Annotated in this window: 17 protein-coding genes; 9 read left to right on the top strand and 8 right to left on the bottom strand. The window is 71.2% G+C overall.

What is annotated here, in order from left to right; all coding sequences use genetic code 11:
- Nucleotides 1-218: 218 nt before the first annotated feature.
- Nucleotides 219-986 (bottom strand): TerC family protein, encoded by a 768-nt coding sequence (locus MMSR116_RS05075; protein ID WP_010685174.1) that lies wholly within the window; start codon nt 984-986, stop codon nt 219-221.
- Entirely contained in the window at nt 983-1948 is a 966-nt protein-coding gene (locus MMSR116_RS05080; RefSeq protein WP_010685175.1) for a lipid kinase, read from the bottom strand. Before MMSR116_RS05080 ends, MMSR116_RS05075 begins: the two co-directional genes overlap by 4 nt.
- 310 nt (nt 1949-2258) lie before the next feature.
- Here MMSR116_RS05080 and MMSR116_RS05085 point away from each other — a divergent pair, with 310 nt between their 5' ends.
- The 3 genes from MMSR116_RS05085 (at nt 2259) to MMSR116_RS05095 (ending at nt 5728) form a co-directional block, all read left to right on the top strand.
- Complete coding sequence (locus MMSR116_RS05085) at nt 2259-3194, top strand: hypothetical protein (protein ID WP_010685176.1); 936 nt, start codon at nt 2259-2261, stop codon at nt 3192-3194.
- Nucleotides 3195-3335: 141 nt separating this feature from the next.
- Nucleotides 3336-4661: a thermonuclease family protein gene (locus MMSR116_RS05090; RefSeq protein ID WP_010685177.1), complete on the top strand. Its 1326-nt coding sequence runs from the start codon at nt 3336-3338 to the stop codon at nt 4659-4661.
- Nucleotides 4662-4687: 26 nt separating this feature from the next.
- Nucleotides 4688-5728: an aldose epimerase family protein gene (locus MMSR116_RS05095; RefSeq protein ID WP_010685178.1), complete on the top strand. Its 1041-nt coding sequence runs from the start codon at nt 4688-4690 to the stop codon at nt 5726-5728.
- A 547-nt stretch (nt 5729-6275) separates the two neighbouring features.
- Here MMSR116_RS05095 and MMSR116_RS05100 read toward each other — a convergent pair.
- Both MMSR116_RS05100 and MMSR116_RS05105 read right to left on the bottom strand, forming a co-directional pair.
- Entirely contained in the window at nt 6276-6785 is a 510-nt protein-coding gene (locus MMSR116_RS05100) for an Hsp20 family protein (protein ID WP_010685179.1), read from the bottom strand.
- A gap of 320 nt (nt 6786-7105) precedes the next feature.
- Nucleotides 7106-8143, bottom strand: coding sequence for a KpsF/GutQ family sugar-phosphate isomerase (locus tag MMSR116_RS05105; protein WP_039893859.1), 1038 nt, complete (start codon nt 8141-8143; stop codon nt 7106-7108).
- Nucleotides 8144-8336: 193 nt separating this feature from the next.
- On the opposite strand from MMSR116_RS05105, the gene MMSR116_RS05110 reads away from it, so the two are divergent.
- Nucleotides 8337-9770, top strand: coding sequence for an FAD-linked oxidase C-terminal domain-containing protein (locus MMSR116_RS05110; RefSeq protein WP_010685181.1), 1434 nt, complete (start codon nt 8337-8339; stop codon nt 9768-9770).
- Between the two features lie 24 nt (nt 9771-9794).
- On the opposite strand, the gene MMSR116_RS05115 is transcribed toward MMSR116_RS05110, so the two are convergent.
- The 4 genes from MMSR116_RS05115 to MMSR116_RS05130 form a co-directional block, all read right to left on the bottom strand.
- Entirely contained in the window at nt 9795-10337 is a 543-nt protein-coding gene (locus MMSR116_RS05115) for a MucR family transcriptional regulator (RefSeq protein WP_010685182.1), read from the bottom strand.
- 427 nt (nt 10338-10764) lie between these two features.
- On the bottom strand, nt 10765-11976 hold the full coding sequence (locus MMSR116_RS05120; RefSeq protein ID WP_010685183.1) for an ABC transporter permease: 1212 nt from the start codon (nt 11974-11976) through the stop codon (nt 10765-10767).
- Between the two features lie 598 nt (nt 11977-12574).
- Nucleotides 12575-13078 carry a DUF4112 domain-containing protein gene (locus MMSR116_RS05125; protein ID WP_010685184.1) on the bottom strand — a complete coding sequence of 168 codons (504 nt, stop codon included), beginning with the start codon at nt 13076-13078 and terminating at the stop codon, nt 12575-12577.
- Between the two features lie 81 nt (nt 13079-13159).
- Complete coding sequence (locus MMSR116_RS05130; protein ID WP_010685185.1) at nt 13160-14314, bottom strand: aminotransferase; 1155 nt, start codon at nt 14312-14314, stop codon at nt 13160-13162.
- A gap of 383 nt (nt 14315-14697) precedes the next feature.
- On the opposite strand from MMSR116_RS05130, the gene MMSR116_RS31285 reads away from it, so the two are divergent.
- The 5 genes from MMSR116_RS31285 (at nt 14698) to MMSR116_RS05150 (ending at nt 24903) form a co-directional block, all read left to right on the top strand.
- Nucleotides 14698-14865 carry a hypothetical protein gene (locus MMSR116_RS31285; RefSeq protein ID WP_191991988.1) on the top strand — a complete coding sequence of 56 codons (168 nt, stop codon included), beginning with the start codon at nt 14698-14700 and terminating at the stop codon, nt 14863-14865.
- A gap of 310 nt (nt 14866-15175) precedes the next feature.
- Entirely contained in the window at nt 15176-16549 is a 1374-nt protein-coding gene (locus MMSR116_RS05135; RefSeq protein WP_010685187.1) for an MdtA/MuxA family multidrug efflux RND transporter periplasmic adaptor subunit, read from the top strand.
- 211 nt (nt 16550-16760) lie between these two features.
- Nucleotides 16761-19898: an MdtB/MuxB family multidrug efflux RND transporter permease subunit gene (locus tag MMSR116_RS05140; RefSeq protein WP_010685188.1), complete on the top strand. Its 3138-nt coding sequence runs from the start codon at nt 16761-16763 to the stop codon at nt 19896-19898.
- Nucleotides 19895-23362: an efflux RND transporter permease subunit gene (locus MMSR116_RS05145; RefSeq protein ID WP_010685189.1), complete on the top strand. Its 3468-nt coding sequence runs from the start codon at nt 19895-19897 to the stop codon at nt 23360-23362. Before MMSR116_RS05140 ends, MMSR116_RS05145 begins: the two co-directional genes overlap by 4 nt.
- Nucleotides 23362-24903 (top strand): efflux transporter outer membrane subunit, encoded by a 1542-nt coding sequence (locus MMSR116_RS05150; protein ID WP_010685190.1) that lies wholly within the window; start codon nt 23362-23364, stop codon nt 24901-24903. The genes MMSR116_RS05145 and MMSR116_RS05150 overlap by 1 nt, the downstream gene beginning before the upstream one ends.
- Nucleotides 24904-24922 lie beyond the last annotated feature (19 nt).

Consider the following 24922-nt stretch of genomic DNA (forward strand, 5'->3'; position numbering starts at 1 on the left):
GGCAGACCCATCCGGGCGCAGGGCTCCGAATTCGGGCCAACGAGATCTGGCTCCCGCGCGCAGGAACAACATCGTCATTCCGGGACTGTGGAGCAGGGCCCGGAATCCGGATCCACAACGCGCACGGCACGGCGGGCGATTCGGGATCGCCCGCCTGCGGCGTGCTCCTCCGGGGCCGGGCTCGCCTGCGGCCTCGGTTTGATCACTCGGACACGGCCTCAGGCCCGCCGCGCCTGATCGACCGGCGCAACGGCCTCTCCCTTGGCACCCCGCCTGCGCCGCCGGGCCAGCATGTTGAGCCCCTCGACGCCGGCCGAGAACGCCATGGCGGTGTAGATGTAGCCCTTCGGCACGTGCGCGCCGAACCCTTCGGCGATCAGCGTCATGCCGATCATGATCAGGAAGCCCAGGGCCAGCATCACCACCGTGGGGTTGCGGGCGATGAAGGCCGAGAGCGGCTCGGCCGCCACCAGCATCACGATCACGGCGACCACCACCGCCACCATCATCACCGGCACGTGCTCGGTCATGCCGACCGCCGTGATGATCGAGTCGATGGAGAAGACGAGATCGAGAAGCAGGATCTGGCCGATCGCCGCGCCGAAACCGAGGCTGCCGCCGCCCTCCTTCGCGTCGGGGTCGGGATCGACCGTGTGGTGGATCTCCTTGGTGGCCTTCCACAGCAGGAACAGGCCGCCGCCGATCAGGATCATGTCGCGCCAGGAGAAGTCCTGGCCGAGGATCGAGAAGACCGGCTCGGTCAGGTGCACGATGAACGCCACCGTGCCGAGCAGGCCCAGCCGCAGGATCAGCGCCAGCCCGATTCCGATGCGCCGTGCCCGGGTCTGCTGACCCGCCGGCAGCTTGTTGGTCAGGATCGAGATGAAGATCAGGTTGTCGACGCCGAGCACCACCTCCATCACCACCAGGGTGGCGAGGGCGGCCCAGACGGCGGGCTGGCTGGCGAGTTGGAGCAGGTCGGTCACAGGCGGGGCGCCTCGCTGGTCGGAAACAGGCGGCTGCCGAAGGAGCTGCCGAGGGAAGCGAGGTCGAACGGGGCGGGCCCGCGCACCGGCTCCGGGGCGAAGACCTGCAGGATCTTCGGGATCACCTTGAAGTGGGCCGGCGTGTGCGTGGTCAGCTCGCCGTCGGTGTTCACCGGCCGGGGCTTGCGGGTCGAGAGCCGGATCTCCTGGGCGTGGAAGGCCCGCACGTCGGCGGCGCGGCCGTGCGTGCCCCGCCGCAGCGCGGGGAGCAGCGCGAGCAGCCGCCACCAGTGGTTGATCTCCAGGCTGTAGAAATCGAGCTTGCCGTCATCCACCGCGGCGCTCTCGGCCACCGTCATGCCGCCGCCGTAGTGGCGGCCGTTGCCGACCGAGACCTGGATGGTGGTGACCTTCTCCACCGTGCCGTCGTGCTCGATCGTCACCGTGAAGGGCCGGACCCGGCGCAGGACCCGAACGGCCGCGACGGCGTAGCCGAGCACGCCGAACGTCTTCTTCGATTCGGCGGTGAGCTCGCCCGCGAGTTCCGCCGAGAACCCGACGCTCGCCACGTTGAAGAAATAATGGCCGTTGACCCAGCCGAGATCCACGGGCCGCGCCTGCGCAGTCGGGATGAAGCGTGCCGCCGCCAGGGGATCCGGCGGCAGGCTCAGCGAGCGGGCGAGGTCGTTGGCCGTGCCGAGCGGCAGGATGGCCAGCGGCAGGCCGCTCTCGACCAGCGCGGGCGCGGCGTGGTTCATGGTACCGTCGCCGCCCCCGAGGATCACGAGGTCGACCTTGCCGGCCCCGGCGCGGATCACGTCGCGGCACTCGGCGTCCGGCGGCGGCTCGACCGGCTCGATGCCGCCCTCCCGGAGGATGCGGCGCACCTCCTCCAGGTCGAGCCCGCCGTTGCGGGCCTTGGCGTTGCAGATGAGCAGCGCCCGGCGCTGGACGGTGCTCATCGCGGGATCCCGGCCTGCGGGCCGGCCGGCGTCTCGGTCTCAGGTCGGACCACGGAATCCTCGATGCGCGGCGGCGCGGTGCGGAAGGGATGAGAACCTGGGAACAGCCTCAGGCCCGGCAAGGCCAAGGCTGTCCCCGACTTGGTACCCAAACGCACGAACGCAACCCCATCATCCCCGCAATCCAGGGCTGGTCGCGGCCGAATCATCCGGCAGGATGGTGGACGCGCCCGAGCCGTCCATGAAGCGCCTCGGACAGGCGGGCGCGTTCCGCCATCAGACGTCAGACCCGGCCGCCAGGAAGGCACCGATGCCCGCCACCGTTTCCCACCGCCCCAAAGTCCTCGCGCCCCGAGTCCTGGCGCCCCAAGTCCTGGCGCCCCAAGTCCTGGCGCCCCGAGTCCTCGCGCCCAAAGCCTTCGCGCCCAAAGCCCTCGCGCTCGGCCTGCTGCTTCCGCTGGCTCTGGCGGGGGCGGCCTCGGCCCAGCAGCAGACGGGGGCGCCGCAGACGGCCTGGGTGGATCCACCGCAGCGCGCGTCCGTGGCGGCGCCCGCGCAGGATTCGGCCGGCCGACAGGGCTCTCAGACGGTGGCGAAGGACCGGGACGACGGGAACCGCGATCCTGCGCCCGTCCGGCAGGCCGCCGGGACGGCATCCCGCGCGCAGCCGAAGGCCGCCGCGACCCGGGTTCGCGCTCCGGATCGGGCCGCCCCGGAGCGGCCGCCGGCCCGGGAGGCACTCCGCCGCCACGCCCACGCGGCGCACCGCCTCGCCGCGGTGCCGACCGCTCCGACGAGGCCGATGGCACCGGCCGTCTCCGGCGAACGTGCCGCCGCGGCGCGGACCCTGACCGCCGACTATCTCGCCACCGTCTCGGGCCCGGTCGACACGATGGTCGGGGCCGCGAACCGGTTGTACGCGACGCGCGTCCGCTTCTACGGCCGGCCGGTCACGACGGCGGGCCTCGCCGCCGAGAAGCGCAGCTTCGTCCAGCGCTGGCCCGAGCGTCGCTACGAGCCGCGGGCGATGAGCACCGCCTGCGACGCCGAGACCTGCACGATCCGCACGCTCGTGGCGTTCCGCACCGCCAACCCCGGTCGCGGCGCGGTCTCCAGCGGCGAGGCCGAGCTGATCCTGGAGGTGGGTTTCGCGGGCACCCGGCCCTACATCATCGGGGAGAGCGGGCGCGTCCTGCGCCGGAGCCTCCAGGCCGGCACCCTGGCTCCCTCGCCCGGCAAGGCGTAAGAGCATCCGGGTGGGGCCCCGGGCCGTGGCGCGCCCGGTTGCGCCGCGGCGCGGACGAGGGATACGTCCCGGCGATCGGGCGTTGAGCGAGGCGCTCCCGCGCAGGCCCTGCGCCGCGCGGGTCGGGCCGGGATCGGGTGTATGACGTCTTCAACGGTGGTGGCGAAACAGGATGAGGAGCCGGCGCGTCCGGCCCTCGACGATCCCGGCCGCGCCGCCCTGCGCGCGGCGATCCGGGCCGAGATCGTCCGCGCCCGTCCCCGCCCGGTGGCCGTCCGGACCCTCGAACTCCTGGCGGAAGCCGCCACGGCCCCGGAGGCGGCCGGGACCGGGATCCGCGTGCTCGACCGGCACGGGGCCGTGCGCAGGCGCGGCGACACCGCCGAGCCGATGACCCTCGCGGATCTGATCGCGGAGCTGCAGGAACGGCATCCCGCCCTGTTCCTGCCGCCCGAGCCGGAGCCGGAGCCTGTCCCGCAGGCCGAGGAACAGCGGGATTCAGCCCTCCTGAGCAGCGCCTACGAGGTGAAGGCAGCCACCGCGCGCTTCGTCGGGACGCAGTCCGAGCGTGCGCGCTCCCTGGCGGAGCGCTCCTCGGTGCAGGGCCGGGCGCTGGCGCAGACCGCCGCCGGCCGGTTCGCGACCCTGCGGACCACCCTGCGCGGCCGGTTCGTGCGGCCGGTCGAAGCGATCGGTGATCCCGGCGCCGGCCCGGCCGTCGACGAGGCCGGCGCTTCGCGGCGGCCGGATCCGGTCGCGGCCTGGAACAGCGGTCCCGGCCGGTTCGGCGAGGCCGTGCGCGACCGTCTGGAGGCGGTGCGCGATCGCCTCGGCTTCGGCGGCGGCCTCGGCGACGAGGGCGCCAACCGCCAGCGCCGCTGGCTCACGGGTGCCAGCGTGGCGGCCCTGGTGGCGGTGATCGCCGCGGGCCTCGTCCTGGAGGGTCGCCCGCCCGAGGCCGCGCGCCCGGCTGCCACCGCGCGGACCCCGGACCAGACGGCGTCCCCCGGCAGCGCAACTCCCAGCGGCCCCGTCCCCGGCGGCGCGGCCCCGGCCGCACCGCCCGCCGCGACGCCGTCCGCCCCCGATACCGTCACGCCGCCGCCCGAGACCGGCGGCGAACCCGAGCCCGACCCGACGCCGCCCGCCCCGAACTCCGTGACGGGTCCGGTCCAGGTGGTCGACACCGCCACCCTCAAGGTCGGCGGGAAGGTCGTGCGTCTGTTCGGCGTCGAATGGGTGCGGGGCGGTCAGGCAGAGGAACTCGCCCGCTACATCGGCGGCCGGCCGGTGACCTGCCAGCCCGCCCCCGGCAGCCAGACCATGAACTGCCTCGTGGACGGCCGTGACCTCTCCGAGGTGGTGCTGTTCAACGGCGGCGGGCGCGCCTCGCCGGAGGCCAGCCCGGAACTGGTCGCCGCCGAGGACCATGCCCGGAGCGAGCGGCTCGGCGTCTGGAAGCGCTGACCGGGCTTCGGCCGGAAGGAAACGGCATGCCGGGTCAGGTCTTCGGTCATACGGCGGACGGACAGGCGGTCGCGCGCCACGTCCTGAGCCGGGGGAGCCTGCGCGTCGCCGTCATCGATTTCGGGGCTGCCGTCACGGCGATCGAGGTTCCCGACCGGGCCGGTCGCAGCGCCAACGTGGTCCTCGGCCTCGACACCCTGGAGGGCTACGAGACCGTGAGCCCGAGCTTCGGCGCGGTGGTCGGCCGCTACGCCAACCGGATCGGGGGCGGGCGCTTCAGCCTCGATGGGCACACCTACCGGCTGCCGGTGAACGAGGGCCCCAACACCCTGCATGGCGGGCCGCGGAACTTCGGCCGGCGGATGTGGCGGGTGGAGCGATCCGACGCGACGAGCCTCGCCCTCGCCCGGCTCTCGCCGGACGGCGAGGAGGGCTTCCCGGGCAATCTGGAGGTGCGCGTGCGCTACAGCCTGCCCGGGGAGGGCGTGCTGCGCCTCGACTACGCCGCCACGACCGACCGGCCGACAATCCTGAACCTCACCAACCACAGCTACTTCAATCTCGCCGGGGAGGGCGCCGGCAGCGTGCTGGGCCATGAGGTTCGGCTCGACGCCGACGCCTTCACCCCGACGGACGCCACGCAGGTCCCCACGGGCGAGATCCGGCCGGTCGACGGCACGCCGTTCGACTTCCGCACGCCGCGCCGGCTGGAGGCGCACATCCGGGACGGCGATCCGCAGCTCGCCATCGCCAAGGGCTACGACCACACCTTCGTGCTGCGCGGGCCGGCCGGCACGCTGCGGCCGGCGGCCACCTGCATCGATCCCGGCAGCGGGCGGCGCCTCGACGTCTGGACCACGCAACCGGCGCTGCAGCTCTACACCGGTAACAACCTCGACGGCACGCTGATCGGACCCTCCGGACGGATCTACCGATCCGGCGACGGCGTCTGCTTCGAGACGCAGGGTTTTCCCGACGCGCCGAACCGGCCGACCTTCCCGTCCGCGGTGCTCCGGCCCGGCGAGACCTTCGCGGCGACCACGGAGTTCCGGTTCTCGGCGGCGTGAGCCCGTCCCCGCTCGAACGGTCCGGCCGCACTATCCGGCTGGCTGCGCCGCTCCGGGTCGCCGCGCCGGTCACGCCCAGGAGGGCGGACGGGATTGCGCGCGGCGCGGCCGCGACGCCGGATCAGGGCCCGGCGGCCGGCCAGCCCCGGCGCGGATGCCCAGGCCGGTGTCCCGACGGGCAGGTCGCTGTGTCCGGAGCCGGCTACACGATCCTGAACAGGATCCTGCATGGTTGTCTCCGCGTCGATCATGCGCCCGCGCATCAGAGGAGCGCGCGACGTGGGGCGGATCGAACGCCGAAACGCGCCCGCGAGCGACAGCAGCGCGGCGTCCCAGGCTGTCCGGTGGGGCGCGTGGCCCGGCCGGCCCGCGCGATCGCAAGGCCGAGCCAGGCAAAGCCCGACAGGCCAGCAGCCCGGCCAGGACCCGGGGTAGCGCCGGCATCGGGCAGGGCGCCGCCAAGGCCGCGCACGGCAGGAGGAATGCCATCGGCTCAGGTGGGAGTGGCCCGGGCTTGGGAAGCCCGGGCGGCCGGTCGGTCGGCCGATCAGGCAGCCTTGGCCTGGACGGATTTGCTCTCGGCAACCTCGGCTTCGGCGATCCGCGTCGGCGCATTGTCCTGCGCAGACGTGGCCGGGACGCCGCCGATGGCGATGCGCCGGGGTTTCAGGGCCTCCGGCACCGCGCGCTTCAGCGCGACGATGAGCAGGCCGTTCTCCAGGCTTGCGCCGACGACCTTCACGTGTTCGGCGAGGTTGAAGGTCTGGCGGAAGGTGCGCGCCGCGATGCCGCGGTGGAGGTAGTGCCGCTCCCCCTCCGGCGCCGCCTTCTGGCCCGAGACCAGCAGCGTGGTGTCCTGCTGGATGAGCTCGATCTCATCGGGCGTGAAGCCGGCCACCGCCATGGTGATGCGGTACTGGTCCTCGGCGACCTTCTCGATGTTGTAGGGCGGCCAGGCCGCGGTGGTCTCGACGCGCTCAGCCTGATTGAGCAGCTCGAACAGCCGGTCGAACCCGATCGACGACCGGAACAGGGGCGAAACGTCGTAAGTCCTCATAACCACATCCTCCGACGAGCAACGTGACTACAAGCGACGCCGGACACCGTGTCCGGCGCCCAAGGCGAGCCCGGTTTCGGGCCTCGCACGCGCGAAATGTCGCGGGTTGGGCGTGGGTTCCCGGGCTGAGGCGAAATTTTTCGGGGCTCGACGCGGGGGATGAGGGCGGCGCAGCCGGATCTGCGGATCTCCCTCCCGTAGAAGCGTGCGGCCTCACATATCGGGCTCGGCATCGTCGCCCGATCGGCCGATGGGGCGCACCCGACATCCCGCGCCCTCTCACCCCGCGGAAGGGAGGGCGGGGCCCGTGTCGGCTCCGATCAGGCGATGCCGGCGCGCAGCAGGTCGTGGACGTGGACGATGCCCACCGGCCGCCCGTCCGCGACCGCGAAGACCGCCGTGATCAGCCGGCGGTTCATCAGCTCCAGGGCCGCCTGGGCGAGCTTGTGCGGCTCGACGGTGATCGGGTCGCGGGTCATGACCGCCGAGACCGGCGTGTCGAGGAGCGCCGGGCCCATGTGGCGGCGCAGGTCGCCGTCCGTGACGATGCCCACGAGCCGGCCGGCCGCGTCGGTGACGCCGACGCAGCCGTAGCGCCGCGCCGCGATCTCGATCAGCACCTCGGACATCAGCGCGGTCTCGCTGACCAGCGGCATGTCCTGGGGGCCGTGCATCACCTGCTGCACGGTCTTCAGGCGGGCCGCCAGGGTCCCGCCGGGATGCAGGGTGTGGAACCGGGCCGAGGTGAAGCCCCGCCGCTCCAGCAGCGCCACCGCGAGCGCGTCGCCGAGCGCCAGCTGGATTAGGCTGGAGGAGGTCGGCGCGAGGTCGTGCGGGCAGGATTCCCGCACCCGCGGCAGTTCCAAGAGCACGTCGGCGGCGCGGCCCAGCGTGCTCTCGCCGTTGCGGGTGATGGCGACCAGCGGGATCGAGAACCGGCGGCTGAAGCCCACGAGGTCGGACAGCTCGGCGGTCTCCCCCGACCAGGAGAGCGCGATGATCACGTCGTCGCGGGCGATCATCCCGAGGTCGCCGTGGCTCGCCTCGGTGGGGTGGACGAAGAACGCGTGGGTGCCGGTGGAGGCCAGCGTCGCGGCGATCTTGCGCCCGACATGCCCGCTCTTGCCGATGCCGCTGACGATCACCCGGCCCTTGCTCTGCAGGATCGTCTGCACCGCCTCCTCGAAGGCGGCGCCGAGCCGGCCCTGGAACGCCGCGCTCGCCTCCTGCAGGGCGGCGATGCCGAGCTGCAGGCTTCGGATCCCGAGATCCCGGGTGGTGGCGAGGTGCGCCGACGGCACCGCGAAGCTGTCGTCGCGGCGGTCGTCGCGCAGGGCGCTGGAGGCGGGAGCGTTCATCGGTTCCGTTCTGAACCCGGCGGCCGGGCCGGCGATGCGAAGCGTGAGCGCCGACGCTAGGCAGCCGTCGTGGTTGAAATGTGACGCGGGGACGACGCAGGGCCGCAGGCCCGCCGACCCCGCTCCGGTTGAAGCCGCGCCCGCCCGGGTCCATGCTGGTGCCACGCCACACGTAACCGAGGGCACCAGCCCCATGTCGATCCGCTTCCCCGAACCCGATGCCGCCATCCTCGCCCGGCGCGAGGCGATCCTGGCCGGACTCGCGCCCCTGGTGGCGCCCGAGGCCCTGGTGGTGAGCGAGGACGAGCGCCGGGCCTTCGAGACCGACGGGCTCACCGCCTACCGGCAGATGCCGCTCGCCGTGGTGCTGCCCTCGACCACCGAGGAAGTCGCGGCGGTCATGGCCTATTGCCACGCCAACGGCGTGCGGGTCGTGCCTCGGGGTGCCGGCACCTCGCTCGCGGGCGGCGCCATCGCGCAGGCCGACGCGATCATCCTGGGCGTCGGCAAGATGACGAAGGTCCTCGACATGGACTTCGCCAACCGCACCGCCCGGGTGCAGAGCGGCATCACCAACCTGGCGATCTCGGGAGCGGTCTCCCACGAGGGCTTCTTCTACGCCCCCGACCCGTCGAGCCAGCTCGCCTGCACCATCGCGGGCAACATCGCGATGAATTCCGGCGGCGCGCACTGCCTGAAATACGGCGTGACCACCAACAACCTGCTCGGCGTCACCCTGGTGCTCAACGACGGCACCGTGGTGGAGATCGGCGGTCAGCACCTCGACAGCGGCGGCTACGACCTGCTCGGCCTCGTCTGCGGCTCGGAGGGGCAGCTCGGCATCGTCACCGAGGCGACCGTGCGGATCCTGCGCGCGGCCGAAGGGGCGCGGCCGGTGCTGGTCGGCTTCTCGAAGGTCGAGGATGCGGGCGACTGCGTCGCCGCGATCATCGCGGCCGGCATCATCCCGGTGGCGATCGAGTACATGGACCGCGAGGCGATCCTGATCACCGAGGATTTCGCCCAGGCCGGCTACCCGCGCGACGCCGAGGCGATGCTGATCATCGAGGTCGAGGGCTCGGACACCGAGTGCGACGCCATGCTGGCGCGGATCGAGCGGATCGCGGAAGGATTCCGCCCGACCAGCGTGCGGGTCTCGCGCTCGGAAGCCGAGTCCGCCGCGATCTGGAAGGGCCGCAAGTCGGCCTTCGGCGCCACCGGCCGGATCTCCGACTACATCTGCATGGACGGCACGATCCCCACCGGCCAGCTCGGGCCGGTGCTCGAGCGGATCGGCGCCATCTGCGCCGAGAAGGGCCTGCGGGTCGCCAACGTGTTCCACGCCGGCGACGGCAACCTGCATCCGCTGATCCTGTTCGACATCAACCGGCCCGGCGAGCTGCAGAAGGCCGAGGAAGCGGGCGACGAGATCCTGAAGCTCTGCGTCGAGGTCGGCGGCTGTCTCACCGGCGAGCACGGCGTCGGCATCGAGAAGCGCGAATTGATGCGCTTCCAGTACGATCAGGTCGATCTCGAGCAGCAGATGCGGGTCAAGGCGGTGTTCGATCCGGACTGGATGCTGAACCCCGCCAAGGTCTTCCCGCTGGAGGGACGGATCGCGGCCTGATCCAGGCCGCCCGTCCGGGGCCGCTCAGGCGGCCTCGACCTTGCGGCTGGACCCGCGGCCCTTGGCCGAGGCGGACCCGCCCTTGCGGCGGCTCTCCGCGGGGGCGGGGGCTGCCTCCACCGCTTCGGCCTCCTCCTTGCCACCCTGCTGGGCGCGGCCGGGCTGACCGAGGCCGAGGCTCTTGGCCAGGGCCGAGCGCTGCGCCGAGTAGTTCGCCGAGGTCGTCGGGTAGTCGCTCGGCAGCCCGTAGCGCTCGCGGTAGCCCTGCGGATCCAGGCCATGCTTGGTCAGGTGGCGCTTCAGGGTCTTGTACGACTTGCCGTCGATGAAGCTGATCAGACCGTCGGGGCGGATCGACTTGCGGACCTGGGCCGGTGTCGGGCGCTCCACGCTCTCGTCGACGACCGCGGCCGGACCGGACCCGATCGAATGCAGCGCCTCGTGGATGCTCGCGATCAGCAGCGGCAGTTCGGCCGAGGGCAGCGAGTTGTTGGAAACGTAGGCCGCGACGACGTCTACGGTCTGTTCGATGTAATCCATCTGGGATGTCGGCGCAGCGTCAGACATTCTCTCTTTCCTTGGCAACGAAGCCTGATGAGGTCCCCTCTTTTCGCGAGTTAAGACACCGCCTGGAAAATGCAAGGTGATCCATACAATTCCCTGTGCCCAGCCAAAAGTCTAAGTATGCATCATGGGGCTTGGCTTACAGGGCAAGGTTGCATTCACGGCACAATAAGGGCTCTTCCAAAGCGATTTGTCCCGGTCAAATCTGTGAATGCTCGGCGGATCCGCCGGCCGGGTTTTCGTTGACGGCAGAGACCTTTACCCGCGAGCAGAGCCGGCCTTCTAGACGGTCTTGCGGCACCGTTTTTCGGTCCTGTTGAAAAAGCGGCACAATCTTCGCGCAAAAGTCCGCGATGAACGCGTCGCATGCGTCATTCGGTTCGGCCCCGCGGACCGGCCGTCGGGCGCGGAGACGTCCGGGCGACGGTGGTCAGGCGAAGGTCTTGCGCGGGTCGAACGCGTCGCGCACCGCCTCGCCGGCGAAGACCAGCAGGCTCAGCATCACGGCGATGACCAGGAAGCCGGTCAGCCCGAGCCAGGGCGCGGTCAGGTTGTCCTTGCCCTGGGCGAGCAATTCGCCGAGGGACGGCGAGCCCGGCGGCAGGCCGAAGCCCAGGAAGTCCAGCGAGGTCAGCGTGGTGATCGAACCGTTCAGGATGAACGGCAGGAAGGTCAGCGTCGCCACCATGGCGTTCGGCAGCAGGTGCACCGCCATGATGCGGATGTTCGACAGGCCGAGCGCCCGGGCGGCCCTGACATACTCGAAGTTGCGCGCCCGCAGGAATTCGGCGCGCACGACGCTCACCAGCGCCACCCAGGAGAACAGCAGCATGATCCCGAGCAGCACGAAGAAGCCCGGGGCGATGAAGGCCGAGATGATGATGATCAGGTAGAGGGTCGGGATGCCGCCCCAGACCTCGATGAAGCGCTGGAAGGCGAGATCGACCCAGCCGCCGAAATAGCCCTGCACGGCCCCCGCGATCACGCCGATGACCGACGAGACCGCGGCCAGGATCAGGCCGAACAGCACCGAGATGCGGAAGCCGTAGATCACCCGCGCCAGCACGTCCCGGGTGGTGTTGTCGGTGCCGAGCCAGTGCCAGGGGATGTCGGCGCAGGTCGCGCCGCCGAGCTTTTCCGCCACGGGCCGACACTGCGCGTCCGACAGCATCCAGGTCGGCGGGGAGGGGGAGGGGGTCGGCAGGTCCTCGTTGATCGTGTCGTAGGAGAACCGGATCGGCGGCCAGAGGGCCCATCCGTTCTCGGCGATCTCCTTCCGGATCTCGGGGGAGCGGTAATCGGTCACCGCGAGGAAGCCGCCGAACTTCTCCTCCGGATAGTCCACCAGCACGGGGACCAGCCACTCGCCCTTGTAGGACAGGAGGATCGGGCGGTCGTTGGCGATGAACTCGGCGAACAGGCTGAGGACGAACAACCCGGCGAAGATCAGGAACGACCAGAAGCCGAGGCGGTTGCGGCGGAAATTGTCGAGCCGGCGCCGGTTGAGCGGCGACAGCCCGCGGCGTCCCGCCGGGGTCAGGGGCGGGGGCGCCCCCTCGTCCGGGCGCAGCACGAGCGGCTGGGCACCGGGCATCGGCGCCGGCACGACCTCGCTCTCGCCGGGGCGGGCGACCTCGTTCATCGCTGGGGGCTCCCAAGTCGGTCCGCGCGGTTGTCCGTTCCTCGGCGAGCGCCGGTGGCCGCAGGTCTGCGCGGAAGGCTGACGCTGGTGACGGATCGCGCCGCGCCCCCTCTCCCGAGCGGGCTACGATGTTCACACATCGCAGGCCGCTGGGCTCTCTCCTCCCCCTTGCGGGGAGGAGTTGGAGGTGGGGGTGGTTCAGGATCGAGCGCCGCGGTGCCTTCTGCACCACCCCCACCCCCTGACCCCTCCCCGCAAGGGGGAGGGGAAAGCGCCCTTTTTTCAAAGCGTTGGCGCCAGACCGAGACGTGTGAATCCGGTAGCCCGTGCGGGAGAGGGTTGGGGTGAGCGACCAGACGTTTCCGGAGCGGGCACGCCATCGCGGCGCGTTCAGGCAGCGCCTGATCCTGACACGTCCCACCCCTCACCCTGTCCCTCTCCCGCACGGGAGAGGGGATCTGCGCTCGATCCTGACGCCGCGTCGGTACACACGCCGTGCGAACCGTCTGCCCACCGAGGAGAACGTGGCGCGGAGCCGCGCCCACCCGTTCACCCGGCGGGGTGTGAAGGCTTGTCTCGCGATGAAGGCCAGACCCGTTCAGCCCTCGAGCCGGGTCGCGGTGCCGTCGATCTCGGCGGGGCGCAGGCCGCCGCTGCGCTCCATCCAGCGGCGCAGCAGGCGGACGTTGCGGCGGTTGGCCTTGAAGGCGGCGTCGAACAGGTCGCCCGCCACCGGCACCGCGCCGATCAGCCCGTCGAAGGCCACGTTCAGCCCCATCCGGGCCAGCAGCCAGCGCGGCGCCCCGAGGCGCTTGGCCTCGTAGACGATGAAGGACGAGATCACCATGCCGGCCACGTCGCCGATCACCGGCACGAGGCCGATCACCGCGTCGAGGCCGACCCGGCGGTTGATGCCCGGGATGATGAAGGCCGTGTCCATCAGGTGGGCCAGCGTCTCCAGCCGGGCGAGGCTCGCCTCGCGGCCGAGATCCGCCGACAGGAAGGGTGGCCGATGGGCCGCGCGGGCGTCGCCCGGGAAGGTCTCGGCGAAGGTCTCGGCACGGGAGAAACGCCCGGCCCGGGCAGCCTGGGTGAAGTCCATGATCGGGGTCCGTCGGAAAGCCATCGCTCCCAACGATGTGGCCCCCCGATCGGATCCCCGCAAGGACGGCGCCCGCCGCGCTCATGCCGGCCTCCCGGGGAGCCCGCCCATGCGGTCGAGCGCCGCATCCAGGGTGGCGTCGGCCTTGGCGAAGCAGAGCCGGACGAGGTTGCGCACCGCGGCGTCCGGATAGAAGGCGCTCACGGGGATCGCCGCGACGCCGTGCCGGGTGACGAGCGCCTCGCAGAACGCCGCGTCGTCGGCGTAGCCGAGACCCGCGATGTCGATGTTGAGGAACCACGTCGCCTGGGCCGGCAGCACCGCGAAGCCGAGGTCGCGCAGGCCCCCGGCCAGCCGGTCGCGGGACCGCGCGTAGCCCGCCCGCATCGCCTCGAACCACGGGGCCGGCTTGCCCAGCCCGTAGGCCACGGCCTCCTGGAGGTTCGGGGGCGTGGTGAAGGTCAGGAACTGGTGCGCCTTGGCGAGGCCGCGCATCAGCCGGGCATCGGCCATCACGAAGCCGACCTTCCAGCCGGTGAGCGAGAAGATCTTGCCCGCCGAGCCGATCTTCACCGTCCGCTCGCGCATCCCGGGCCGCGCCATCAGCGGCTGGTGACGGGCGCCGTCGAAGACCACGTGCTCCCAGACCTCGTCGCAGAGGGCGGTCACGTCGAAACGCCGGCAGTAGCGGGCGAGCAGGTCGAGGTCGTCCGGCGCCATCAGGGTGGCGCTCGGGTTGAGGGGATTGTTCAGCACCACGACCCGGGTGCGGTCCCCGAACGCCTCCGCCAGCGCGTCCTCGTCCAGGCGGAAAGCCGGCGGCTTCAGGGCCACGACCCGCGGCACGCCCCCCGCCCGGCGGACCAGCGGCAGGTAGGCGTCATACATGGGGGCGAACAGCACGACCTCGTCGCCGGGCTCGATCAGCGCCAGGAGCGCGCCGGCCAGCGCCTCGGTGGCGCCGGACGTCACCATCACCTCGGTCTCGGGATCGACGCTGAGCCCCTGATGCAGGGCGTAGTGGGCGGCGACCGCCTCCCGCAGGGCCGGCAGCCCCATCATCGGCGGATACTGGTTCCAGCCGTCGCGCAGAGCCCGGGCGCCGCGCTCGCGCACGTCCTCCGGGCCGGGATCGTCCGGGAAACCCTGGCCGAGATTGATCGCGCCGTGGACCCGCGCCAGCCGCGACATGGTCTCGAACACCGTCGTCGGCAGGGCATCGAAGACCGGGTTCATGCGGCGCGGCGGGCGGCGCCGGGCCTGGAGGGCTGCGGCAGGACGGATCTCGGAGTGGCAGATCCCGATAGGACAGATCGCGACATGGCCGGCCTGTAGCACGGGCGCGCCGCGGAGCGGAATGTGTGCCTCCGCACAGACCTCCTTTCGGCATCGCAGCAACCGACTGACGAATGTTGACATTCATCACTCGTATCGTAGGTTGATGGCACGGCTGGAGCGGCGCTCTCGCCGACGGGGCTTCGCCCCCTCGCCCCGTCAGCGGGGTGCCGCTCCGGTCCTCTCGAAGGGCCATCGGCTTGCGGGCCGGTGGCCCTTTCGTCATGTCCGGGGCGGGCTGCCCCGATCACCGGGCCGCCGCCCCGGATGCGACGATGCGGACGATGCCACGCGAACTCCCCGTCTGCCTGCTCCTGGCCCTGCTGATCGGCGGCCTCGGCGTGGGTCTGCGGCGCGCCGTGGCGGTCACGCCGGTGGACGACGCGTTCCGCGCCGTGCTGCGGGCCTACGCGGCGCCGGACCCGGCCGGCGGGCCTCAGCAACACGAGTGAAACGTCGCCGCCCTAGTGACGGCGCATTGGGCAGGCACCGATGCGCCGTGTCCAGTGACGGACCCGTTCGGTGACAGCGCAGAGCGAACATGTCGCCGCGGTAAGGAGCCGTTCGGGAGCCGGACAGCTTTATGGGCTTATGCTCCCGCGTGCGGGATCGGAATCGTCGGCCCGGGAGGGACGGCGGCGCCGACGCGGGTTTCCGGGGCGCAGCAGGGTGCGGCGCCGCGGCGATCGGACCGGGGGCTTGGACAGCGAGGGATAGGGTGCCGACGGTCGCGCAGGTGACCGTCCTGTGCTCTAGTCAGGCATGAACGAGAGTTCACCGATCCGGACCGACACGGCCCGCGCCTACCAGCCGGGCGAGGCGCCGGTGCGCGACGTCCGGCGGCGGCGGTTCCGGCCGATCCGCTGGCTGGTCATCCTCGTGCTGCTCGCGGGCGCCGGGGCGATCGGCCACCGCTGGTACGAGGCGCGCACCGACAAGGGCGCGGAGCCCGCCACGGCCCACCGGACCGGCGGCCGCGGCGGCCGGCACGGCGGCGCCGACATGCCGCAGGCGGTGGGCATCGCGTCGGTCACGACCGGCGACATGCCGGTGGTGCTGCAGGGCCTCGGCACGGTGACGCCGCTCGCCACCGTGACGGTGAAGTCGCAGATCAGCGGCTATCTCACGCAGGTGCAGTTCCGCGAGGGCCAGATGGTCAAGGCGGGCGACGAGCTGGCCCGGATCGATTCCCGGCCCTACGAGGCCCTGCTCGCCCAGTACCAGGGCCAGCTCGCCCGCGACCAGGCACTCTTGCAGAACTCGAAGCTCGACCTCCAGCGCTACCAGACGCTGAACCGGCAGGATTCGATCTCGAAGCAGAACGTCGACACGCAAGGAGCGCTGGTGAAGCAGAACGAGGGCACGGTCGCGGCCGACCAGGCGCTCGTGGACCAGCAGAAGCTCAACATCGCCTACACGCACATCGTCTCGCCCGTGGACGGGCGGGTCGGCCTGCGTCAGGTCGACCAGGGCAACTACATCTCGGCCGCCTCCACGGCGATCGTGGTGGTGACCCAGCTTCACCCGATCTCGGTGGTGTTCACCCTGCCGGAGGACGACGTCGCGCGGGTGATGCGGCAGGTCCGGGCGGGCACGAAGTTGACGGTGCGGGCCTACGACCGCGGCGACGCCCACGAGATCGCCACCGGCCGTCTCGACACGGTCGACAACCAGATCGACACGACCACCGGTACGGTGAAGCTGCGCGCCCTGTTCGACAATGCCGACGAGGAGCTGTTCCCGAACCAGTTCGTCAACGCCAAGCTCACCGTCGACACGGTGCGGGGCGCGACGCTGGTGCCGAATTCCAGCCTGCTCCAGGGCACGCCCGGCACCTACGTCTACCTGATGGACGGGGACAGCAAGGTCACGGTCCGGCCGATCAAGACCGGCGAGACCGACGGGACCCACACGGTGGTGGTCTCCGGGCTGAACCCCGGCGACCGGGTCGTCACGGACGGCACCGACCGGCTGAAGGACGGCGCACCGGTGCGGATCACCGAGGGCGCGCAGGCGGATGCCGGCAAGGCCGCTGAGGCGAAGCCGGACGGCAAGGGCGAGGTGCAGCCCGGCGCGGCAGATTCCCAAGGGGCAGCGGAGGGCGGTCGTCGGCACCGGCGCCGTCAGGCGCAGTGAGAACCGGACTCGCGCTCCCCTCCCCCTCCCCCCTCTGCGGGGGAGAGTGGCCCCTGCGTCAGCATGGGTCGGGAGAGGGGAGCGACGTCTCCGGATGTAGCGTGACCTTCATGAAGGCCGGCGCCCTCTCCTGCGCCGTCGCTCCCCTCTGCCCCCCTGCTGCGCAGGGTACCCTCCCCCGCAGAGGGGGGAGGGAGAACGGGAGCGCGTCATGAACCCGTCCCGCCTCTTCATCCTCCGCCCGGTGGCCACGACGCTGCTGATGCTGGCGATTCTGATCGTCGGCGGCGTGTCGTACCTGAACCTGCCGGTCTCGGCGCTGCCGGCGGTCGACTACCCGACGATCCAGGTCCAGACCTTCTATCCCGGCGCCAGCCCCGAGGTGATGACCTCCTCGGTCACCGCGCCCCTGGAGCGGCAGTTCGGCCAGCTCGCCAACCTCAACCAGATGACCTCGCAATCCTCGGCGGGCGCCTCGGTCATCACGCTTCAGTTCAGCCTCGATCTGCCCCTGGACATCGCCGAGCAGCAGGTCCAGGCGGCGATCAACGCCGCCGGCAATCTGCTCCCCTCCGACCTGCCGGCGCCGCCGATCTACGCCAAGGTCAACCCGGCCGACGCGCCCGTGCTGACGCTGGCGCTGACCTCGAAGACCCTGCCGCTCACCCAGGTGCGCGACCTCGCAGAGTCGCGCCTCGCCCAGAAGATCAGCCAGGTAGCGGGCGTCGGGCTGGTGAGCATCTCGGGCGGCCAGCGCCCGGCCGTGCGGGTGCGGTTCAACGCGCGGGCGCTCGCCGCCTACGGGCTCAACATCGACGACCTGCGCACCACCATCACCAACCTCAACGTCAACACGCCCAAGGGCACGATCGACGGGCCGAAGCAGTCCTACGCGATCAACGCCAACGACCAGATCCGCGACCCCAAGGCCTACGATTCGGCGATCATCGCCTACCGCAACGGCGCCCCGGTGATGCTCTCCGAGGTGGCCGACGTGGTCGAGGGGCCGGAGAACACCAAGCTCGGCGCCTGGGCCGACGCGACACCGGCGGTGATCCTCAACATCCAGCGCCAGCCCGGCGCCAACGTCATCGCCACCGTCGACAAGATCAAGTCGCTGCTGCCGCAGCTCCAGGCGAGCCTGCCGGCCGCCGTCGCGGTGGCGCCGCTCACCGACCGGACCACCACGATCCGCGCCTCCGTGGAGGACGTGCAGTTCGAGCTCGGCCTCGCCATCGCCCTCGTCGTGCTGGTGATCTTCCTGTTCCTGCGCAGCCTGTCGGCGACCCTGATCCCGAGCCTGTCGGTGCCCCTGTCGCTGGTCGGCGCCCTCTCGGTGATGGACCTGTACGGCTTCTCCCTCGACAACCTGTCGCTGATGGCGCTCACCATCGCCACCGGCTTCGTGGTCGACGACGCCATCGTGGTGATCGAGAACATCGCCCGGCACGTGGAGGGCAGCGACTCGGAGGCCGGCATCTCCCCCCTGGAGGCGGCGCTCAAGGGCTCCCGCGAGATCGGCTTCACGATCATCTCGCTGACCGTCTCGCTGATCGCCGTGCTGATCCCGCTCCTGTTCATGGGCGACGTGGTCGGGCGGCTGTTCCACGAATTCGCCATCACCCTGGCGGCGACCATCATCATCTCGGCGGTGGTGTCGCTGACCCTGGTGCCGATGCTCTGCGCCCGGCTCCTGAAGCACGTGCCGGAGGCGGCCCAACGCCGGGAGGGCGTGCTCTCCCGCCTCGGCCGGCGCGCCATCGACGGCACGATCGAATCCTACGGCCGCTCCCTGCGGATCGTCCTGAACCACCAGGGCCTGACGCTGCTGGTGGCGCTCGGCACGCTCGCGCTCACGATCTACCTGTTCGCGGTGATCCCGAAGGGCTTCTTCCCCGTGCAGGACACGGGCGTGATCCAGGGCATCACCCAGGCCGACCAGTCGGTCTCCTACGCCGCCATGGCCGAGCGCCAGCAGCGCATGGCCGAGATCGTCCTGAAGGACCCGGACGTGGCGAGCCTGTCGTCCTTCATCGGCGTCGACGGCCAGAACGTCACGCTGAATTCCGGCCGGATGCTGATCAACCTGAAGCCCCGGGACGCGCGCTCGGCGTCCGCCAGCGCGATCATCCGGCGGATCTCGGCGGCGGCCGCGAACGAGCCCGGCATGCGGCTCTACATGCAGCCGGTCCAGGACCTGACCATCGACACCGCGGTCTCGGCGACCCAGTACCAGGTGATCCTGGAGAGCCCGAACATCGACGATTTCGAGACCTGGGTGCCGCGCTTCACCGAGGCGCTGGCGCAATCGCCCGTGGTGATGGACGTGGCGAGCGACCACCAGGGCCAGGGCCTCGCCGCCTACGTGACGATCGACCGGCCCACCGCCGGCCGCTACGGCATCACCCCCGCCACCATCGACAACGCCCTCTACGACGCCTTCGGGCAGCGGATCATCTCGACGATCTTCACCCAGTCCAACCAGTACCGGGTGATCCTGGAGGCGGATCCGAAGCTGCACACGACGCTCCGCAGCCTCGACGCGATCTACCTGCCCTCGTCCACGGCGGCGAACGGGCAGGTCCCCCTCTCCGCGGTGGCGCGGATCAGCGAGCGGCGGGCGCCGCTCCTGATCTCGCATCTCGGCCAGTTTCCGGCCACCACCGTGTCGTTCAACCTCGCGCCCGGCGCGGCACTCGGCCAGGCGGTCGAGGCGATCGACAGGGTCAAGGCCGAGATTGGCCTGCCGCCCTCGTTCCGGGTGGTGCCGCAGGGCTCGGTCTTCGCCTTCCAGTCGGCGCTCGGCAACGAGCTGTTCCTCGTGCTGGCGGCGATCGTCACGGTCTACATCGTGCTGGGCGTGCTCTACGAGAGCTTCATCCACCCGATCACGATCCTCTCGACCCTGCCGTCGGCGGGGATCGGAGCGCTGCTCGGCCTGATGCTGTTCGGGCTGTCGCTCGACATCATCGCGGTGATCGGCATCGTGCTGCTGATCGGCATCGTGAAGAAGAACGCAATCATGATGATCGACTTCGCGCTCCAGGCGGAGCGCGAGGACGGGCTGGAGCCCCGAGAGGCGATCTTCCAGGCCTGCCTGCTGCGATTCCGGCCGATCCTGATGACGACGCTGGCGGCGCTCTTCGCCGCGGTGCCGCTGATCCTCGGCACCGGCGTCGGCTCCGAGCTGCGCCAGCCGCTCGGCATCTGCATCGCGGGCGGCCTGATCGTCAGCCAGGTGCTGACGCTGTTCACCACGCCGGTGATCTACCTGGCGTTCGACCGGCTGGAGCGGCGGATTTCCGGGCGGCGGGGACCGGATCTCGCGCCCGGCGAGGCGCTGCCGTGAACATCTCCGAGCCGTTCATCCGGCGGCCGGTGGCGACCACGCTGCTCACGATCGGCGTGCTGCTCGCCGGGCTGTTCGCCTTCCTGAAGCTGCCGGTGGCGCCGCTGCCGCAGATCGACTTCCCGGTGATCCTCGTCCAGGCCCAGATGGCCGGGGCCTCCCCCGACACCATGGCGACCACCGTGGCGGCGCCCCTGGAGCGGCGGCTCGGCGCCATCGCGGACGTCAACGAGATGACGTCCACCAACACCCTGGGCTCGACCCGGATCGTGCTGCTGTTCGGCCTCAACCGCGACATCGACGGCGCCGCCCGCGACGTCCAGGCCGCCATCAACGCGGCCCGCGCCGACCTGCCGACCGCGCTCCGGCAGAATCCGACCTACCGCAAGTTCAACCCCGCCGACACGCCGATCATCATCCTCGGCATGACCTCGGAGACCCTGACCCGCGGTCAGGTCTACGATTCCGCCGCCACCGTCGTGCAGCAGAAGCTCTCCCAGCTGCCCGGCGTCGGCAACGTCGATATCGGCGGCTCGTCCCTGCCGGCGGTGCGGGTCGAGCTCGATCCCACCGCCCTGTTCAACTACGGGATCGGCCTCGAGGGCATCCGGGCGGCGCTCGCCTCCGCCAACGCCAACTCGCCCAAGGGCGAGATCGACGCCGGCGACCGCCGCTACCAGCTCTACGCCAACGACCAGGGCCGCAAGGCCGCCGATTACCGCGACATCATCGTGGCCTACCGCAACGGCGCCGCGGTGAAGCTCACCGATGTCGGGCAGGTGCTCGACGGGGTCGAGGACAAGCGCAACCTCGGCATCGTCAACGGCAAGCCCGGCGTGCTGCTGTTCGTCTACAAGCAGCCCGGCGCCAACGTGGTCGAGACCATCAAGGCCGTGAAGGAGGCCCTGCCGCAGATCACCGCGGCGCTCCCCGGCGGCATCGACATCAAGCTCACCGGTGACCGCAGCGCCACGATCCGCGCCTCGCTCTCGGCCACCGAGGAGACCCTGCTGGTGGCGGTCGGCCTCGTCATCCTGGTGGTCTTCGCCTTCCTGCGCTCCTGGCGGGCCACCCTGGTCCCGGCGGTGGCCGTGCCGATCTCGATCATCGGCACCTTCTCGGCGATGTACCTGCTCGGCTACTCGCTCAACATCCTGTCGCTGACCGCGCTGATCATCGGCACCGGCTTCGTGGTCGACGACGCCATCGTGGTGCTGGAGAACGTCCAGCGCCACATCGAGGAGGGCAAGCCCCGGCTCCAGGCGGCGCTGATCGGGGCGCGGGAGGTCGGGTTCACGGTGATCTCGATGAGCCTGTCGCTCATCGCGGTGTTCCTGCCGATCCTGCTGATGGGCGGCCTCGTCGGCCGCATCTTCCAGGAATTCTCGGTGACCCTGTCGCTGTCGATCCTGATCTCGCTGGTCCTGTCGCTCACCACCACCCCGATGATGTGCGCCCGGCTGCTGCGCGCCGAGGGGCATGGGACCAACGGTGCCCCCCCCTCGGGCCGCCGGCCGAACTGGCTGATCCGGATGCTGGAGGGCGGCTTCACCCGGCTGCTCGGCGCCTATGCGCGGACGCTCGAGGTGGCGCTCGCCCATCCGCGCCTCGTGCTCCTGACCCTGCTCGCCACGGTCGGGCTGAACGTCTACCTCTACATCATCGTCCCGAAGGGCTTCTTCCCCGAGCAGGACACCGGCCAGATGATGGGCGGCATCCAGGCCGACCAGCGCATCTCGTTCCAGTCCATGGAGCAGAAGCTCAAGCAGGCGACGTCGATCGTCGGCGCCGATCCGGCGATCGAGAGTGTGGTCGGCTTCACGGGCGGGCGCGGCACCAACTCGGCCAACGTGTTCATCGGCCTGAAGCCCCTCAACGAGCGGGCGCCGATCTCCGCCGTGATGGCCCGGCTGCGGCCGAAGCTCGCCCAGGTGGCCGGCGCGCGGCTCTACGTCTTCCCCCGGCAGGACCTGCAGATGGGCGGCCGCCAGAGCTTCGCCCAGTACCAGTACACCCTCCAGGGCGACACCCCCGAGGAGCTGTTCGCCGCCGCCCCGAAGCTGGTGGCGGCCCTCCAGAAGGACCCGACCTTCGCGGACGTGACCTCCGACCAGCAGGAGGGTGGGCTCGAGAGCCGGGTGGTGATCGACCGCAACACGGCCTTCCGCTACGGCATCACGCCGAACAAGATCGACAACACCCTCTACGACGCCTTCGGCCAGCGGCAGGTCTCGACGATCTACAACCCGCTGAACCAGTACCACGTGGTGATGGAGATCGCGCCGCGCTACCTGGAGTCGCCGGAGACGCTGAAGCAGATCTACGTCTCGACCTCGGGCGGCAACGCGGCGGGCTCTGCGACCACCAACGCGGTGGCCGGCACGGTGGCGGCGGGGGGCAGCGTCAACACCAACGCGGCCACCGGCACCAGCAGCCCGGGGAGCGCGTCGACGGCTGCCGCCGCGGGGGCCGCCACCGGCTCCGGCGCGGTGGGGGGCAGCTCGGCCAGCCCCGGCGGCGCCGCGGCCGCGACCGCCGCCGCGTCCACCAGCACGGCCGACACCGCCTCGAACGCCGCCGCCATCGCGTCGGATTCGGCGCGCAACGCCTCGTCCAACGCCATCGCGGCCTCGAAGGGCGGCGCCTCGTCGAGCGCGCCGGTCTCGGCCGCCAAGGAGACGATGATCCCGCTCTCGGCCTTCGCGCGGATCGAGCCCGGCAACGCGCCCACGCAGGTCAGCCACCAGGGCCTGTTCGTGGCGACCACGATCTCGTTCAACCTCGCCCCGGGCAAGAGCCTGTCGGACGCCACCGACGCCATCGACCGGGCCATGGCCTCCCTGCACCTGCCGGCGACGATCCACGGCGAGTACGCGGGCGCGGCCAAAAACTACGTGGCCTCGGCCTCGCGCCAGCCGCTGCTGATCCTGGCGGCGATCCTGGCGGTCTACGCGGTGCTGGGCATCCTGTACGAGAGCTTCGTGCACCCGCTCACGATCCTCTCGACCCTGCCGTCGGCGGGCGTCGGCGCGGTGCTGGCCCTGCTGGTGACCGGCACCGACTTCACCATCATCGCGCTGATTGCGGTCTTCCTCCTGATCGGCATCGTGAAGAAGAACGCGATCATGATGATCGACGTGGCCATCGACGCCGAGCGAACCCAGGGCGCGAATCCCGTGGACGCGATCCGCGAGGCCTGTCTCCTGCGCTTCCGGCCGATCATGATGACGACGCTCGCGGCCATGCTGGGGGCCGTGCCGCTGATCCTGGCCAACGGCGAGGGCGCGGAGCTGCGCCGTCCCCTGGGCATCGCCATCGTCGGCGGGTTGATTGTGAGCCAGATCCTGACCCTCTACACCACCCCCGTCGTCTACCTCACCCTCGATCGCCTCCGGCACAGGGTGCTCGACCGGCGCAGGCGCACCGGACGGGGTGGAGAAGCGGCAATGCCGGCCGGAGAGTGATGGTTACGGTTTCACGTGAAACAGCGGCGGCTGCGAGAACGCGCGTGTCGCGCGCCGTTCTGCCGGCCCTGTGCCTGCCGCTCCTCCTCGCCGGCTGCGTGGTCGGTCCCGATTATGCCCGGCCCTCCGTGGAGACTCCGCTCGCCTACAAGCAGGGCGGCGTCCGGGAGGACAGCCCCGCCTACGTCGCCGCCCGGAGGAAGGGCTGGCGCGAGGCCCGGCCCAGCGATGCCGTCGAGCGCGGCGACTGGTGGCGGGTCTTCCGGGATCCGACCCTCGACCGGCTGATCCGCCTCGTCGACGTGGACAACCAGTCCCTCCGGCAGGCGGTGGCCAACTACCGGCAGGCCCGGGCGCTCGTCGCCTCCGCGCAGGCCGCCCTGTACCCGACCGTGATCGGCGCGCCGAGCATCACCCGGACCGGCAGCGGCAGCACCACGCGCACCAACGTCTCGCTGATCGGTCAGGCGAGCTGGGAACTCGACCTGTTCGGCGGTACCCGCCGCACCATCGAGAGCGAGGCGGCGCTGGCCCAGTCCGACGCCGCCACGATCGCGCTCACCCGCCTGACCATCCAGGCGGAGGTGGCAGCCGACTACCTGACAGTGCGCTACGCCGATTCCCTCCAGAGGGTGCTCGACGAGAACGTCGAGAACTTCAAGAAGACCCTGGCGATCACCGAGAACCAGTACGCCGCCGGCGTGGCGGCGCGCTCCGACGTGATCACCGCGCAGACCCAGGTCCAGACCATCGAGGCCCAGGCCATCGCGGTGCGCCTGACCCGGGTGCAGTACCTGAACGCCATCGCCACCCTGATCGGCCGGCCGCCCTCCGAGGTGTCGATCCCGGTCGCGGGCATCGCCCGGAACCCGCCGGGCGTGCCGGTCGGGATCCCGAGCGACCTGCTGGAGCGGCGGCCGGACGTCGCCCAGGCCGAGCGCCTCCTCCAGGCACAGAGCGAGCGCATCGGCGTGGCGGTGGCGGCCTTCTTCCCCACCGTCACGATCTCGGCCCAGGGCGGCATCTCGGGCGCGACCCGCAACGGGCTGCTGTCGGCGGCGAACCAGGTCTGGTCGGTCGCGGCGTCCGGCAGCGAGGTCCTGTTCGACGGAGGCGCCCGCACCGCCGCCCTGCGCTCGGCGGAAGCCGGCTACGATTCCGCTGTGGCCGGCTACAGGCAGGTGGTGCTCGCCGCCTTCGCGGAGGTCGAGAACCAGATGGCGGCGCTCCGCATCCTCGGCCAGCAGCAGGGGGCGCAGGACAAGGCCGTCGACCTGTCGCGCAAGGCCGTGGAGATCACGCTCAACGAGTATCGGGCCGGCACGCAGAACTTCACCACCGTGGTGACCGCGCAGGGCCTGCTGGTGACCAACGAGATCAACGCCCTTCAGGTGCGGCTGAACCGCTTCACCGCGGCCGTGACGCTGATCCGGGCGCTCGGCGGCGGCTGGGACGTACGCTCGCTGCCGAGCGATTCCGAGCTGAAGGGTCCGAGCCTCCCGATCGACCGGGGCGGGCAGGCGGTGCGGCCGGACGAGTAGGATCTCAGCCGCGGCTCCG

The organism is Methylobacterium mesophilicum SR1.6/6 (genome assembly GCF_000364445.2).
GTDB classification, from domain to species: Bacteria; Pseudomonadota; Alphaproteobacteria; order Rhizobiales; family Beijerinckiaceae; genus Methylobacterium; species Methylobacterium mesophilicum_A.

What these genes read in the sequence shown, in the direction of transcription:
- MMSR116_RS05085 (WP_010685176.1), top strand. Translation starts at nt 2,259, where the DNA reads ATGCCCGCCACCGTTTCCCACCGCCCCAAAGTCCTCGCGCCCCGAGTC.
- MMSR116_RS05150 (WP_010685190.1), top strand. Translation starts at nt 23,362, where the DNA reads ATGGTTACGGTTTCACGTGAAACAGCGGCGGCTGCGAGAACGCGCGTG.
- MMSR116_RS05115 (WP_010685182.1), bottom strand. Translation starts at nt 10,337, where the DNA reads ATGTCTGACGCTGCGCCGACATCCCAGATGGATTACATCGAACAGACC.
- MMSR116_RS05130 (WP_010685185.1), bottom strand. Translation starts at nt 14,314, where the DNA reads ATGAACCCGGTCTTCGATGCCCTGCCGACGACGGTGTTCGAGACCATG.
- MMSR116_RS05105 (WP_039893859.1), bottom strand. Translation starts at nt 8,143, where the DNA reads ATGAACGCTCCCGCCTCCAGCGCCCTGCGCGACGACCGCCGCGACGAC.
- MMSR116_RS05135 (WP_010685187.1), top strand. Translation starts at nt 15,176, where the DNA reads ATGAACGAGAGTTCACCGATCCGGACCGACACGGCCCGCGCCTACCAG.
- MMSR116_RS05100 (WP_010685179.1), bottom strand. Translation starts at nt 6,785, where the DNA reads ATGAGGACTTACGACGTTTCGCCCCTGTTCCGGTCGTCGATCGGGTTC.
- MMSR116_RS05140 (WP_010685188.1), top strand. Translation starts at nt 16,761, where the DNA reads ATGAACCCGTCCCGCCTCTTCATCCTCCGCCCGGTGGCCACGACGCTG.
- MMSR116_RS05090 (WP_010685177.1), top strand. Translation starts at nt 3,336, where the DNA reads ATGACGTCTTCAACGGTGGTGGCGAAACAGGATGAGGAGCCGGCGCGT.
- MMSR116_RS05120 (WP_010685183.1), bottom strand. Translation starts at nt 11,976, where the DNA reads ATGAACGAGGTCGCCCGCCCCGGCGAGAGCGAGGTCGTGCCGGCGCCG.
- MMSR116_RS05125 (WP_010685184.1), bottom strand. Translation starts at nt 13,078, where the DNA reads ATGGACTTCACCCAGGCTGCCCGGGCCGGGCGTTTCTCCCGTGCCGAG.
- MMSR116_RS31285 (WP_191991988.1), top strand. Translation starts at nt 14,698, where the DNA reads ATGCCACGCGAACTCCCCGTCTGCCTGCTCCTGGCCCTGCTGATCGGC.
- MMSR116_RS05110 (WP_010685181.1), top strand. Translation starts at nt 8,337, where the DNA reads ATGTCGATCCGCTTCCCCGAACCCGATGCCGCCATCCTCGCCCGGCGC.
- MMSR116_RS05080 (WP_010685175.1), bottom strand. Translation starts at nt 1,948, where the DNA reads ATGAGCACCGTCCAGCGCCGGGCGCTGCTCATCTGCAACGCCAAGGCC.
- MMSR116_RS05095 (WP_010685178.1), top strand. Translation starts at nt 4,688, where the DNA reads ATGCCGGGTCAGGTCTTCGGTCATACGGCGGACGGACAGGCGGTCGCG.